Annotated in this window: 11 protein-coding genes and 1 pseudogene; 2 read left to right on the plus strand and 10 right to left on the minus strand. The window is 72.1% G+C overall.

Annotated features, from left to right (window positions below; genetic code table 11):
• Together FF041_RS05675 and nucS are read right to left on the minus strand one after the other, a co-directional pair.
• Positions 1 to 293: pseudogene (locus FF041_RS05675) on the minus strand (hypothetical protein); the annotation flags it as partial.
• 100 nt (positions 294 to 393) lie between these two features.
• On the minus strand, positions 394 to 1,056 hold the full coding sequence (gene nucS, locus FF041_RS05680; protein ID WP_194291943.1) for an endonuclease NucS: 663 nt from the start codon (positions 1,054 to 1,056) through the stop codon (positions 394 to 396).
• A 298-nt stretch (positions 1,057 to 1,354) separates the two neighbouring features.
• Here nucS and FF041_RS05685 point away from each other — a divergent pair, with 298 nt between their 5' ends.
• Complete coding sequence (locus FF041_RS05685) at positions 1,355 to 1,747, plus strand: SCO5389 family protein (protein ID WP_153480729.1); 393 nt, start codon at positions 1,355 to 1,357, stop codon at positions 1,745 to 1,747.
• Between the two features lie 146 nt (positions 1,748 to 1,893).
• Here FF041_RS05685 and FF041_RS05690 read toward each other — a convergent pair whose 3' ends face one another.
• A complete protein-coding gene (locus tag FF041_RS05690) occupies positions 1,894 to 2,925 on the minus strand; it encodes an LLM class flavin-dependent oxidoreductase (protein ID WP_153521302.1) in 1,032 nt (343 codons plus the stop codon).
• Between the two features lie 219 nt (positions 2,926 to 3,144).
• On the opposite strand from FF041_RS05690, the gene FF041_RS05695 reads away from it, so the two are divergent.
• Positions 3,145 to 3,474, plus strand: a complete 330-nt coding sequence (locus FF041_RS05695; protein WP_323371074.1) for an ATP/GTP-binding protein — start codon at positions 3,145 to 3,147, stop codon at positions 3,472 to 3,474.
• Between the two features lie 47 nt (positions 3,475 to 3,521).
• On the opposite strand, the gene FF041_RS05700 is transcribed toward FF041_RS05695, so the two are convergent.
• From FF041_RS05700 to mce, 7 genes are all read right to left on the minus strand, one after another.
• On the minus strand, positions 3,522 to 4,352 hold the full coding sequence (locus FF041_RS05700) for an ABC transporter permease subunit (RefSeq protein ID WP_153521303.1): 831 nt from the start codon (positions 4,350 to 4,352) through the stop codon (positions 3,522 to 3,524).
• Positions 4,349 to 5,503, minus strand: a complete 1,155-nt coding sequence (locus FF041_RS05705) for an ABC transporter ATP-binding protein (RefSeq protein ID WP_153521304.1) — start codon at positions 5,501 to 5,503, stop codon at positions 4,349 to 4,351. The genes FF041_RS05700 and FF041_RS05705 overlap by 4 nt, the downstream gene beginning before the upstream one ends.
• 181 nt (positions 5,504 to 5,684) lie before the next feature.
• Positions 5,685 to 6,464: an ABC transporter permease subunit gene (locus FF041_RS05710; RefSeq protein ID WP_323391300.1), complete on the minus strand. Its 780-nt coding sequence runs from the start codon at positions 6,462 to 6,464 to the stop codon at positions 5,685 to 5,687.
• Between the two features lie 2 nt (positions 6,465 to 6,466).
• Entirely contained in the window at positions 6,467 to 7,489 is a 1,023-nt protein-coding gene (locus FF041_RS05715) for an ABC transporter ATP-binding protein (protein WP_153521305.1), read from the minus strand.
• A 177-nt stretch (positions 7,490 to 7,666) separates the two neighbouring features.
• Positions 7,667 to 8,602 carry a coiled-coil domain-containing protein gene (locus tag FF041_RS05720; RefSeq protein ID WP_153480738.1) on the minus strand — a complete coding sequence of 312 codons (936 nt, stop codon included), beginning with the start codon at positions 8,600 to 8,602 and terminating at the stop codon, positions 7,667 to 7,669.
• Between the two features lie 114 nt (positions 8,603 to 8,716).
• Complete coding sequence (gene scy / locus FF041_RS05725; protein WP_323391302.1) at positions 8,717 to 12,982, minus strand: polarized growth protein Scy; 4,266 nt, start codon at positions 12,980 to 12,982, stop codon at positions 8,717 to 8,719.
• A 167-nt stretch (positions 12,983 to 13,149) separates the two neighbouring features.
• Entirely contained in the window at positions 13,150 to 13,578 is a 429-nt protein-coding gene (mce, locus tag FF041_RS05730; protein WP_153480740.1) for a methylmalonyl-CoA epimerase, read from the minus strand.
• Positions 13,579 to 13,580: the final 2 nt, after the last annotated feature.

A 13,580-nucleotide genomic window follows, 5' to 3' on the forward strand; every position in this document is an offset into this window, starting at 1 on the left:
GCCGCGCCCGGCCCGTCCGGGGAGACGAGCGCCGACCCCGCGCCGAGCTCCTCCCGGCCGGCGCAGAGCCCGTCGTCGGACGGGACCGCGCCCACCCCGCCGACCGGGGAGCCCCCGACCGGGGAGCCGTCCTCCAGCAGGCCGCCCAGCGGCCGGCCCTCCAGCGGCGAGCCGACCACGGAGGAGCCGTCGACCGGCCCGTCGTCCCCGAGCACCCCGACGGAGGCGCCCTCGTCCCCGGGCGACTCCACCCAGACCAGCGCGAGCGCGCCGATCACCCCCACCAGCGCCACCCCGGCCCCCACCCCGGACGGCAGGGCCGTCGTCTAGCAGTCGTACGGCCCCGGAGGCGATGCCTCCGGGGCCGTATGCATGCTCGGGAACAGGCTGTCTCTAGAACAGCCTCAGCTTGTCGTCCTCGATGCCCCGCAGCGCGTCATAGTCCAGCACCACACAGCCGATGCCCCGGTCCGTCGCCAGCACCCGCGCCTGCGGCTTGATCTCCTGGGCCGCGAACACGCCCTTGACCGGCGCGAGATGGGGGTCCCGGTTGAGCAGCTCCAGATAGCGCGTCAGCTGCTCCACGCCGTCGATCTCGCCACGGCGCTTGATCTCCACCGCGACCGTCGCGCCGTCCGCGTCCCGGCAGAGGATGTCCACCGGGCCGATCGCCGTCGGGTACTCGCGGCGGATCAGGCTGTACCCCTGGCCCAGTGTCTCGATCCGGTCGGCGAGCAGCTCCTGGAGGTGCGCCTCCACACCGTCCTTGATCAGGCCGGGGTCCACCCCGAGCTCATGGGACGAGTCATGGAGGACCTCCTCCATGGTGATGATCAGTTTCTCGCCCGCCTTGTTGACGACCGTCCAGACGCTGCCGTCGCCCTCCTTCAGCGTGCAGGGAGGGGACATCCAGTTCAGTGGTTTGTACGCGCGGTCATCCGCGTGGATGGAGACGCTGCCGTCTGCCTTGACCAGGATCAGACGGGGGGCGGAGGGCAGATGGGCGGTGAGCCGGCCCGCGTAATCCACGGAGCAGCGGGCGATGACAAGGCGCATGGTCGGCAACGCTACTCGACGTACGCCCCCGTGCGCGATTCGCTCTACGCACTCCCGGTACGGGGGACCACCGCGCCTGGCTGAGACCCTTCGGGCTGTCCCACTTGTCCCCCTTCGTTTCTGGCCGGTTGTCCTACCTATCTCCTGGTGCGTCACGGACCGCGCACTTACCGTGGATGCGGGAGGTCGCCGACCGCGCACGCTGTGTCGTGATGTCGTCATGCGCATGACTGCACTCGGCGCGACTTCCTTCCCTGCCCGTAAGGCCCCGTGACCCGGGGTCACGAGAGGAGAACCCATGTCGCTCGACGTCTCACCGGCTCTGTTGGAACAGGCCGAGCGAGGCGAGGTCGACGAAGCTGCCTTCGTCGACTGCGTCCGGACCTCCCTGCCCTACGCATGGGAGATGATCAGTTCGCTGGTGGCACAGCTGAAGGTCGACGGCGGCGCTTTCGCCGACAACCAGACGCCTCCGCCGGACGAGCAGGCCCGTGGTCAGCTGCTGCGAGCGCTCGCGAGTGACGCGATTCGCGGTGCGCTCCAGAGGCACTTCGGGGTACGGCTGGCGTTCCAGAACTGTCACCGTGTGGCGGTGTTCCCGCTGGACTCCTCGGTGGACGAGCGGCTGGCCCGCTTCACCTCCGTACGCGCCCAGCTGCTCAACCAGTCGCCTGAGTTCCGAGACTGCTGAGGCCGGGCTGCCGCTCCGCATCGCGGGAGGTGTCATGGATGCCGGAGCGGCAGCAGGGTCCGTCACAGGGCCTGTCACCGGGGGCGGCCCAGCTCGACAGGGCCTGCCCCTGTCACTGAGGCGCGGCTCAGCGGCGCAGCACGGGCTCAGCTCAGCAGGGGCAGCACATCCGCGCCCAGCCGTCGCACATTCTCCTCCGTCGCCGCCAGATCGCCCGAGCCCTCCACCAGCAGCGCGAAGCGGGTGATGCCGGTGCGCTCGGCGGTGGCCGCGAGCCGGTCGGCGGCGAGCTCCGGCGGGCCCACCGGATGGAGACCGCAGAGCATCTCCGTATAGGCCACGGGGTCCCGCATCACCCGCACCCTGTCGTCGACGGTGATATGCGCGTCCAGCCCCTGCCGGAGCCAGCCCGGCATCGCCTTCCCCAGGGTCTCGGCCGCGTCGGCGGCGCTCTCGGCGATCTGCGCCACCCCCGCCGACACATGGGCCGCGCCGGTCACCTCCTCCGGCGCATGGCCCGCCTCCAGGGCGCACCGCCGCCAGAGCGCGACCATCTCGGCCTTCTGCTCGTCGCCGCAGTGCATTCCCAGCAGCATCGGCAGCCCGCGCTCGGCGGCCAGCCGCACACTCCCGGGGGAGGTGCACGCCACGACCACCTCGGGCCCCTGCTCCGGCCCGCCGATCAGCTCACCGGGCCGGGGCACCACCGGCACCTCGCGGAAGGCGAAGCGCTCGGACCCGGCCCCGACCGAGGGCTCCCGCAGCCAGCGCAGCAGCAGGTCGAGCGACTCGGGGAACCCTGACTCATAGGCCGCGAGACCCGCTCCGAAGACCTCCAGATCGACCCAGGGGCCGCCTCTGCCCACCCCCAGGGAGAACCGGCCCCCGCTGGTGAGATGGAGCAGCGCGGCCTGCTCGCCGAGCGCCACGGGGTGCACGGTCGGCAGCACGCTCACCGCCGTGCCGACCCGGATCCGCCGGGTGCGGCCGAGCAGCAGCGCGGCCAGCGTCACCGCGGACGGGCAGACGCCGTACGGCACGAAGTGGTGCTCCGCCAGCCATACGGAATCGAGCCCGGCCTCCTCGGCGATCTCGGCGGACCGCACCGCGCGGTGCAGCGCCTCCCCCTGCCCCTGGCCCGGGAACTGGGCGGCCAGTACGAATGTCCCTACGCGCATCGCCTTCTGCCTCCTTGCGGCCGACGCGTCACTCCCCCATCTGCACTAACGTCCGACGCGTGCCGAGGGCACGGCCCGTCGAGACGCTCTTGCGATTTTCCGGTAACCGCGCCGGGCCGTTGCCACCGTCTCACCCCGCGCGGTACGTGTACCCCCGACGGCGGCCCGTAGGCTTGGACTCGTAAGGAATCGTCCCCACTTGCCCCGTGAGGTGTCCACGTGTCCCCGCGCCGCAACCGCCCCAAGGGCGGCGACAGTCCCTCCGCACCGTCCGGCGAACCGGGCGACCGGTACGGCGGCTTCGGCCGTACCGAGTCCTGGCAGGACGAGGAGTGGTCGGTGCGCCATGTCGCGGGCGCGAGCGCCCTGGGCAAGCGCTATCGCTGTCCCGGCTGCGACCAGGAGATCCCCTCCGGGGTTCCGCATGTGGTGGCCTGGCCCGAGCACGGCGGAGTGGACGACCGGCGGCACTGGCACAAAGCGTGCTGGAACGCGAAGGACCGCCGCACCACGCGGGTGCAGCGGTCCCGTAACGCGCCGAAGTACTGACGGCCGCCGGCCGTTCGCTTCGGGTGCGCCCTGATGCGCCTATGCGCCTATACGTCGCGTGAGTTGAGCGCGGCGTAGGCGCCGCCCAGCGCGACGGCGGTGACGCCCAGCATGATCCACACCGGCTCCCAGCCCTGGGGGCCGGACTCCGCCACGCTGTTGTCGTAGAGAACGCCGAGCTGGCTGGGGATCGAGTACTCCAGCAGCGACTCCTGCACGGTGCGGAGCGACTCCGCGTACATGAACATCGCCATCACCAGCGGCAGCAGCACCAGGCCGATCATGACGGTGATCGCGCCCGCCGAGTGGCGGATCAGCGAGCCGAGGGCGAGGGAGAGCAGCCCGAGGAGGGCCACATAGAGGCTGACGGCGAAGGTCGCGCGGACCCAGTCCTCCGTGGTGGGGGCGGCGCCCGTGTCGAGGATCGCCACCTGGAGCGCGGCCACCACCAGGGTCAGCACGAAGGTCACGGTGAAGACGAGCAGGAAGTAGACGATCGCCTTGGCGGTCAGCACCCGGCTCCGGGACGGGCAGGCCGTCAGCGTCGTCCGGATCATTCCGGTGCCGTACTCCGACGCGATCGTCAGCACGCCCAGCGTCATGACGCAGAGACTGCCGAGCAGCACACCGAAGAAGCCGAGGAACAGCACTGGCTCCCCTTCGAGGTCGGCGTCGGCGGCGGAGACGGTCACCGCCGCCAGGATGCCGATGCCGAGCATGAGCACGGCCATGACCCCGAGCGTCCACATCGTGGACCGGACGGATCGGATCTTGGTCCACTCGGAGGCGAGCGCGTCGCCGAGATGGGCCTTGCGGACCGGGATCGGCGAGGAGTACGTGGCGGCGGGCGTGCCCTGCTGCTGGTAGGGGGTGGTCATCGGGCGTCCTCGGGCTTGGTCAGGTCTGCGGGAGCGGCGGGCGGCGCGGCGGGCGGTGCTGCGGCGGCCGGGGGAGCGGCGGGCGGTGCGGCCGGTCCCTGGCCGCCGAGATACGGATTGGCGCCCGGCTGCGGCGCGGGCGGGGCGTACCAGCCCTGCTGCGGCACCTCGGGGATCTGCGGCGGCGGCCCGAACCCGGGCTGCGGCTGCTGCATCAGCCCGGCCTTCTGGTCGGCGGTGGAGCGGTAGTCCACCGCGCCCTGCGTCATCCGCATATAGGCCTCTTCCAGCGAGGCCTGGTGCGGCGACAGCTCCCACAGCCGTACGTCCGCGCCGTGCGCCAGCTCGCTGATCTGCGGCAGGGGCAGTCCCATGACCCGCAGCGCGCCGTCCGGCTCGGGCACGACCTGGCCGCCGGCCCCGCTCAGCGCGCTGCTCAGCTTCTCGCGCAGCGCCGGCTCGGTGTCCGGGGTGCGCACCCGGGCGAAGTCCGCGGAGTTGGCCGAGATGAATTCCTTGACGCTCATATCGGAGAGCAGCTGCCCCCGCCCGATCACGATCAGATGATCGGCGGTGAGCGCCATCTCGCTCATCAGATGCGAGGAGACGAAGACCGTGCGGCCCTCGGCGGCGAGCTGCTTCATCAGATTGCGCACCCAGAGGATGCCCTCGGGGTCGAGGCCGTTGACCGGCTCGTCGAAGAGCAGCACCTGGGGATCGCCGAGCAGCGCCGCCGCTATGCCGAGCCGCTGGCCCATGCCGAGCGAGAACCCCTTGGAGCGCTTCCTGGCCACGTCCTGGAGGCCGACGACGCCGAGCACCTCGTCCACCCGGCGGGCCGGGATGCCGGAGAGCTGGGCCAGCGAGAGCAGATGGTTACGGGCGCTGCGGCCTCCGTGCACGGCCTTGGCGTCGAGCAGCGCGCCGACCTGGCGGGGCGCGTTCGGGGTCTGCCGGTAGGGGCGACCGCCGATGGTCACCGTGCCCGCGGTCGGGGTGTCCAGCCCGAGGATCATGCGCATCGTGGTGGACTTGCCCGCGCCGTTGGGGCCGAGGAATCCGGTGACGGCACCGGGCCGCACCTGGAAGGAAAGGTTGTACACGGCCGCCTTGGCGCCATAGCGCTTCGTCAGGCCGACTGCCTCGATCATTCTCCAGCCCCATCGACTTTCGGTCGTCGGGGCACAGGCCAGCAGGCCGCACGCCCCCCGTAAGAGTTAGGAGGATAACGACCCGTAAGTAGTTCCAGCCAAGCGATAACGCTTTGATCACGATGCGGACCTTCGGGGGAGAAAACCCACCAAGGGGCGTGACCTGGACTTACAGGATTCTCTAGGCGTCTCGCCTCTTCAGCACCAGAGCGCCGCCGGCGATCGCCGCCACCACCCACAGCAGCATGATCCCGATCCCGGTCCACGGCCCGTACGGAGCCCGGCTGCCGCCCAGCGCGTCCGGCACCACCTGCATGATCCGGGAGCCCGCCTGGTCGGGGAAGTACCGCGCGACCGTCTTCGCCTTCGGCACCGACGCCAGGATCTGCGACACCAGGAAGAAGAACGGCATCAGAATGCCGAGCGACAGCATCGAACTCCGCAGCATCGTCGCCACCGCCATCGAGAACAGCGCGATCAGCCCCATATAGAGCCCGCCGCCGATCACCGCGCGCAGCACGTTCTCCGCGCCGATCGTCGTCCGGTGCTCGCCCAGCAGCGCCTGCCCCAGAAAGAACGACGCGAAGCTGGTCGCCATCCCCACGATCAGCGCCAGCGCCGTGGCCACCGCCAGCTTGCCGAAGAGGAAGACCCCGCGCTGCGGCACCGCGGCGAGCGAGGCGCGGATCATGCCCGAGCTGTACTCCGTGCCCACCACCAGCACCCCGAAGACCACCATCGCCAGCTGTCCCAGAACCATCCCGGAGAAGCTCGCCAGCGTCGGATCGAAGGTGAGCCGCTCCACCGGGGAGAGATGGTCGAAGGTCGAACGGAACAGCGCGCAGAGCGCGGCGCTCACCGCCACGGTCACCAGGAACGCGCTCGCCAGCGTCCAGGTCGTGGAGGAGACCGTACGGATCTTGGTCCACTCCGAGCGGAGGACCGCGGGCACCGAGGCCACCGTCACTCACCTTCCGCGCGGGAGGTGAAGCCCGCGCCCCACCGGGGCCCCGGACCCGGCGGCGGACCGGGGTGCGGCGGCGGACCAGGGCGCGGCGGGCCGGGGTGCGGCCCCTCGACCGCCCCATGGGCGTGGTACTCCACCGCCCCCGCCGTCATCCGCATGAACGCCTCCTCCAGCGAGGCGCGCTCCACGCTGAGCTCATGCAGCACGATCCGGTGCCCGGCGGCCAGCTCACCGAGCCGCTCCGGCGCCGCGCCGTTCACCTCCAGCGCGCCGCCGTCCGTCTCGATCACCGTGAACCCCTCCGAGCGCAGCACATCCCGCAGCCGCTCCCGCTGCGGTGAACGCAGCCGTACATAACTCCGCGCGTTCTCCTGAATGAACGCCGCCATCGAAGTGTCCGCCAGCAGCCGCCCCTGCCCGATCACGATCAGATGATCCGCGGTCAGCGCCATTTCACTCATCAGATGCGAGGAGACAAAGATCGTCCGCCCCTCCGACGCGAGCTGCTTCATCAGATTGCGGATCCAGTGAATTCCCTCCGGATCCAGACCGTTCACCGGCTCGTCGAACAGAAGGATCTCGGGATCGCCGAGCAACGCGGCGGCGATTCCCAGTCGCTGGCCCATACCCAGCGAGAATCCCTTCACCTTCTTCCGCGCCACCGCCGTCAGCCCCACGATGTCCAGCACTTCGCCGACCCGCGACGCCGGGATGCGGTTCGCCTGCGCGAGACAGAGCAGATTGTTGTAAGCGCTCCGCCCGCCGTGCATGGCCTGGGCCTCCAACAGCGCCCCGATGTACTTCAGCGGCTCCGCCAGCTCGCGATAGTGCCGGCCGTCGATCCGCACCGAACCGCTCGTCGGAAGGTCGAGATCGAGCATCATCCGCATGGCGGTCGACTTCCCCGCGCCGTTCGGGCCCAGGAAACCGGTCACCACACCGGGTCTGACCCGGAACGACAGACCGTCGACGGCGACCGTGGCGCCGAAGTGCTTGGTGAGGTCCGCCAGCTCGATCATGCGGCCACGCTAAAGGCGCGCAAAGCCCCCCGCCACTTGAGCGACAGGGGGCTTGACGTACTTCTCTCCGCTTATCCGCGCCCGATGCTCCGCGCCCGTCCCGGGAACCCGCCCCCGGTCCGGAGAACACCGTGCCCGCGGGGACCCGCACAGCGGGACCGGTCTCGGGCGACCGTCTCAGCGGGACTGCTGGGCCGGGACGCCACGGGAGATCTCGTCGTCGGCCGGCGAACCGGCCGCGGCCACCGCCGCACCCGTCAGCGTCGCCAGCATCTCGCGGACATTGGTCAGCTGCGCGTTGATCGAGTCACGGCGGTTGGTGAGCGCCGCCAGCTCGCGCTCCGATTCGCTGCGGATACGGTCGGCCTTGGCATTGGCGTCCGCCACGATGTCCTCGGCCTGACGCTGCGCCGTCTCCACCGTCTGACGGGCCCGCCGCTCCGCGTCCGTACGCAGCTTCTCCGCCTCCAGGCGCAGCTGCTCGGCCCGGTGCTCGATCTCCGCCAGCCGCTTCTCCGCCTTCGCCTGACGCGAGGCCAGATCACGCTCGGACTGCTCACGCCGCTTGGCGAGATTGGTCTCGAAGTCGGCGGCGGCCTGAGCGGCCTTGGCACGGGTCTCCTCGAAGAGCGCGTCGGCCTCCTCGCGCTTGGACTGCGCGTCCTTCTGCGCCTCGGTCCGCAGCTGCTGGGCCTCGCTCTTCGCCTTCTCGACGATCTGGACGCCCTCGTCCTCCGCCTTCGCCTTACGGTCGGAGGCGAACGACTCGGCGTCATTGCGCACCTGCTGGGCGGCGGACTCCGCGAGCTCACGGTGCTGCTCGGCGGCGCGGCGGGCCTCCTCGCGCAGATCCTTCGCCTCCTCCTCGGCCAGCCGGAGGATCTTCTCGACGCGCGCGCCGAGACCGGCGTACGACGGCTCCGCGTCGGACACCAGGGCCTGAGCGTTCTGCGTCTCGAGGTGGAGTTCCTCGATGCGCTTTTCCAGAGAGGTGATTCGGGTCAGAGCGCTATCACGGTCGGCGACGAGCTTGGTAATTCGGTCGTCCACCTGGCCGCGGTCGTAACCACGCCGCACGAGCTCGAAGCCGAAGGGGGAGGAAGTGTCGCTCATGGGGTTCCTGTCGAATGAGACCGGTGAGGTGATAGAGGGAATCCTAGGGGCCCGACCGGCGTGTCATCGAGCGGATGCCGGTTTGATCTGGAGAATGTCCAGCCTTTTGAGTGGCTAGCCGTCGGACGACTTGCCCGTCGAACGGGTAATCCCCGCCGTGGCACCCGCTCTGACGCCGCCTCCGGAACCGCCCGGGGACGCGCCGCCGGCCGCCGGCGCCTCGAATCCCAGCGCCTCCAGCACATCCTGCACCCGGGAGATCTCCGCCTGGATGTCCTCCCGCCTGCGGACCAGCACGTCCAACTCCCGCTTGCCGTCCTCGACCAGACGCTCCGCCTCCGCCTCGGCCGCCGCCTTGATGCTCTCCCCCTCGCGCGTGAGACCGGCCTTCTTCAGCTCGGCCTCCTTCAGCAGGCCCTCCGCCCTCTTCACCGCCGCGATCCGCACCCGGCTCGCCTCCGAATTCGCGTCCGACAGCAGAGTCTTGGCCTTCGTCTCGGCCTCCTCGCGCTGTTCGGTCGCCGCCTTCATCAGCTGGTCCACCCGCTCACCGGTGGTCCGCATCTGCTCCGAGGTCTCCCGGCGGGCCCGCTCGTGCAGCTCCTCCACTTCGCTCTCCACCCGGGTACGCAGCTCCTCGCCGCGCTCCCTGATCGCCGTGGCGTCCCGACGGGCCCCGACCAGCAGCTCATCGGCGTCGGTACGGGCCTTCTCCACCAGGGAGTTGCCCTCCACGGTCGCCTCGGCGACCAGCCGCTCCGCCTCCGAACGGGCCGCGCCCACCATGGTGTCGGCCTGCTCCTCGGCCTCCAGAGCCGCGCGCAGCGCCTCCTCCTGAGCCTTCTCGACGAGCTGATCCGCCTGCTCCGCCGCGTCGGCCCGCCGCCGGGACGAAGCCTCCCGCGCCTCGTCCAGCGTGCGGTCGGCCGCGGCCCGCGCCTCCGCGCCCACCCGGTCGGCGTCCGCGTCGGCCTCCGCCTTGTTCTTCGCGGCCTCGGCACGGATCCGCTCGGCGGCCCGCTGCGCCGAACCCACCGCCTCGGTGGCCTCCGCGCGCAGCCGCTCCGCGTCCGTCGCGGCCTCGCTCCTGACCCGCTCCGCCCCGGCGGCGGCATCCGCGCGCAGCCGCTCGGTCTCGGTCGCGACCTCGGCCCTGACGCGCTCGGCCTCGGCGGCGGCCTCGCCCACGATCCGCTCGTTCTCGCTCGTCGCCTCGGCGATGAGCTGGTCCGCCTGCTCGGCGGCGTCGGCGCGCTGCTTGCCCGCCATCTGCCGCGCCTCGTCGAGCATCCGCGCGCTGTCGGTCCTGATGCGCTCGGCGTCGGCGGTGACATCGGTGCGCAGCCGCTCGGCCTCGGCGGTGGCCTCGCCCACGGTCCGCTCCGCCTCACCGCTCGCCTCGGCGATGAGCTGGTCCGCCTGCTCGGCGGCGTCGGAACGGCGCTTGTCGGCGGCCTGCCGCGCCTCGTCCAGAACCTGCTGGGCCTCTCCCCGGATCCGCTCGTTCTCGCTCGTCGCCTCGGCGATGAGCCGGTCCGCCTGCGCCGCCGCCTCCGAACGGATGCGGTTGGCGTCGTCGCGGGCGTCCGCACGGGTACGGGACGCGTCCTGCTCCGCCGACGCGACCGCGTCGGACGCCTCCGTACGCATCCGCTGGACGTATTCGGCGGTGTCCGCCCGCAGCCGCTCGGCCTCGGCGGTGGTCTCCGCCCGCAGCCGCTCGGCTTCGGCGGTCGTCTCCGCCCGCAGCCGGTCGGCTTCGGCGGTCGTCTCCGCCCGCAGCCGGTCGGACTCCGTGATCGCCTCGCCCACGGTCCGCTCGGCCAGCGCGTTCGCCGCGTCGGCCTCCTCCTGCGCCCTGGACCGCACACTCGCCGCGTCCTCGGCGGCCCGCTCCCGCTCCGCGTGCGCGTCCGCGCGGACCCGGTCGGCCTCGTCCTGCGCCTCGCCACGGGTGCGCCCGGCCGCGTGCTCGGCGGCGGACCGCAGCCCGGCGATCTCGTCCTCCGCCTGCTCATGCAGCCCGGCGACCGACTCCCGCACCTGCCGGGCGCTCTGCTCGGCGGCGGTCACCATCTCGGCGGCGCGGCCCTCGGCCTCCTCGGTCAGCCGGTGCGCCTCCGCCCCGGCCTCCTCGACCCGCCGGCGCGCGGACGCCAGCAGCTCCTCGCTCTGCTCCCGGGCCCGGTCCCGCTCCCGGTCCGCCTCCGAGCGCGCCGAATCGAGGGTCTCCTCGGCCTCCCGGCGACGGCGTACCGCCTCCTCCTGCGCGGCCGACAGCGCCTCGGCGGCCTCCGCGCCCACCCGGTCCGCGGCGGCGGCGGCCTCCGCCCGCAGCCGGTCCGCGGTGTCCTGGGCCTCGCTCTTGAGCCGCTCGGCCTCCGCCGCTGCCTCCGAGCGCAGCCGTACCGCGACGTTCTCCGCCTCGGCGCGGGCCGCGGCGGCGTCGGCCGCCGCCTCGGTGCGCAGCCGGTCGGCCTCGTCGTCGGCCTGCGCCTGGAGCGTACGGATCCGCTCAGCCGTCTCGGTGCGCAGCCGCTCCGTCTCCTCCGCGGCCTCCCGGCGCATCTGCTCGCCCTCGGCGCGGGCGTCGCCCAGACTCCGCTCGGCGGCCTGGAGCCGGGACTCGGCCTCGCTCTGCAACCGGGCCAGCTCGCGGTCGGCCTCCTCCTGACGGGCCGCCACCGCCCGCTCGGCCTCCTCGCGCAGCCCCGCCGCGGCCTCATCGGCGGCCGTGCGGACCGCGTCGGCCTGCTCCTCGGCCTCCTCGGTCAGCCGCTCGGCCTCCTCGCGCCCGCGCTCCAGGGCTTCCTCGGCCTGCCGGCGCAGCGTGCCCGCCCGCTCGCCCGCCTCGGTACGCACCCGGTCGCTGTCGGCCTCCGCCGACGAACGCAGCTCGTCGGCGTCGGTACGGGCCTTGGTGAGCAGCTCCTCGGCGGTGCTCGCCGCCTCCTCGATCTGCTGGACGGCCTCCCGGCGTGCCTCGCCGCGGATCCGCTCGCTCTCGGCGACCGCCTCCGAGCGCAGCTGCTCCGCCTCGCCGCGCAGCCGCCGGGCCTCCTCCTGGAGCTCGACGGTCCTGGCGCGGTACTCCTTGGTGTCGTCCTTGGCCGCGCCCTTGAGCTGATCGGCCTGTTCGGCGGCCTCGCCGCGCAGCCGGTCCGCCTCGGACTCGGCCTCGCCGCGGATCCGCTCGGCCTCCTCGCCCGCCTTGCGGGTGGTCTCCTGGGCGTCGTCGGACGCCTTGGTGAGGATCTCCTCGGCGGCCCTGGCCGCCTTGGCGAGCTGGGCGGCCGAATCCTCGGCGGCGACCGTGCGGGCCTTCTCGGCGGCGGCGGCGAGCTGCTTCTCGGCCTCCGCGCGGGCGTCCGCGAGGGTCTGCTCGGCCTCGGCCCGCAGCGCCTCGGACTCGGTGGTGGCCTCGGCGACCAGCCGGGCGATCTCCGCCTTCGCGGTCCGGGTGCGCTGCTCGTTGTCCGACTCGGCGGAGGTGAGCTGCCGTGCGGCGGAGTCCCTGGCGTCGCCGAGGACCTTCTCCGCCTCCGCGCGGGCCTCGCGCAGCCGCTCCTCCGCCTCCTGCATGGCCTGCTCGGCCGCCCGGCTGAGCTCGGTGGCCTGCTGGCGTGACTGGTCGGCCTCGGCGGCGGTGGTGGAGCGCAGCTGCTCGGCGTGGCCGGCGGCCTCCTGCGCCTGGCTGGACGCGGCGTTGAGCATCCGCTCGGCGTCCTTGCGGGCGCGCAGCAGGATCGCTTCGGCCTCCGCACGGGCGGCCTCGGCCTCGGCGCCGACGCGCCGGCGTGCCTCGTCGGCGACCCGCTTCGCCTCCGCGCGGGCCTGGGAGATCGACTGCTCGGCCTCGGCGCGGGACTCGTCGAGGAGCCGGCGTGCCTGGGACTCGGTGCGGGCGCGCAGCTGCTCCGCCCAGGCGACGTTCTCGTTGACATGCGTCTCGACCGTGTGGCGGCGCTCGGCCAGCTCCTGGTCGAGCCGCTGACGGCGCTGGTTGGCCTCGGTGTGCAGCTCGGCCTGGAGCCGGGCCTGGTGCTCCGCGTGCTCCTGGAGGATCCGCTGGGTCTGGGCACGGGCCTCGCGCAGCTCGCGCTCGGCGTCCATGCGCATCTGGTCGGCCTGGACTTGGGCGTTACGGAGCAGCTGCTCGGCCTGATAGCCGAGGTCGGCGCTGTCGTACGCGGGCCGCGATGCGAGATTGCGGCGTGCCTCATGGAGTTTCGCGCGCAATACCTCGACCTGGTAGCCGAGGTCCTCGGCGTGCTGGACGGCCTTCTCCCGCTCGGTCTTCAGCCGGTCCATCTCGGCTTCGAACCGCGAGAGGTGGTCGTCGTCAGCTCGGTGGCTCTCCTGGCGTTCGTAGCCCCGCACTGCGCGGTCCCATCCGTCCCCTGGTCGCAACTGACTCCACACAAGCGCCGTTCGCCCGCGAACGGCCCCCCGGGGAATGGTGACAGATCAATAGGAGAGGACGCGGCGCGGCCCCGACCCGGCCCCGGCCCGGAATCGCCCACTCTACCGGGCCGGGAATCCTCAGGTCAGTGCTCCGTTGCGGAGGTGACGAGTTCGGTCAGCACGCCGTGGCAGTCCTTGGGATGGAGGAAGGTGATGCGCGAGCCCATGGAACCGGCCCTGGGCGTGTCGTAGAGGACCCGTACGCCCTTGTCCCGGACGGCGTCCGCGTCGCCGTCCACATCCGCCGTGCCGAAGGCGATGTGATGGACGCCCTCACCGTTCTTGGCCAGCCACTTCCCCACGGGGGAGTCTTCGCGGACCGGCTCCAGGAGCTGGATCCAGGAGGCGTGGCCGTCGTCCGTGCCGTTGATTCTCAGCATGGCCTCGCGGACTCCCTGCTCTTCGTTGACCTCCGTGTGGAAGACCTCGAAGCCGTAGGTGGTCCGGTAGAACTCGACAGTTGTGTCGAGGTCGTGACAGGCGATCCCGATGTGGTCGATTCGCGTCAGCATCT

The sequence above is a fragment of the Streptomyces jumonjinensis genome (assembly GCF_009600885.1).
Classification (GTDB): Bacteria; Actinomycetota; Actinomycetes; order Streptomycetales; family Streptomycetaceae; genus Streptomyces; species Streptomyces jumonjinensis.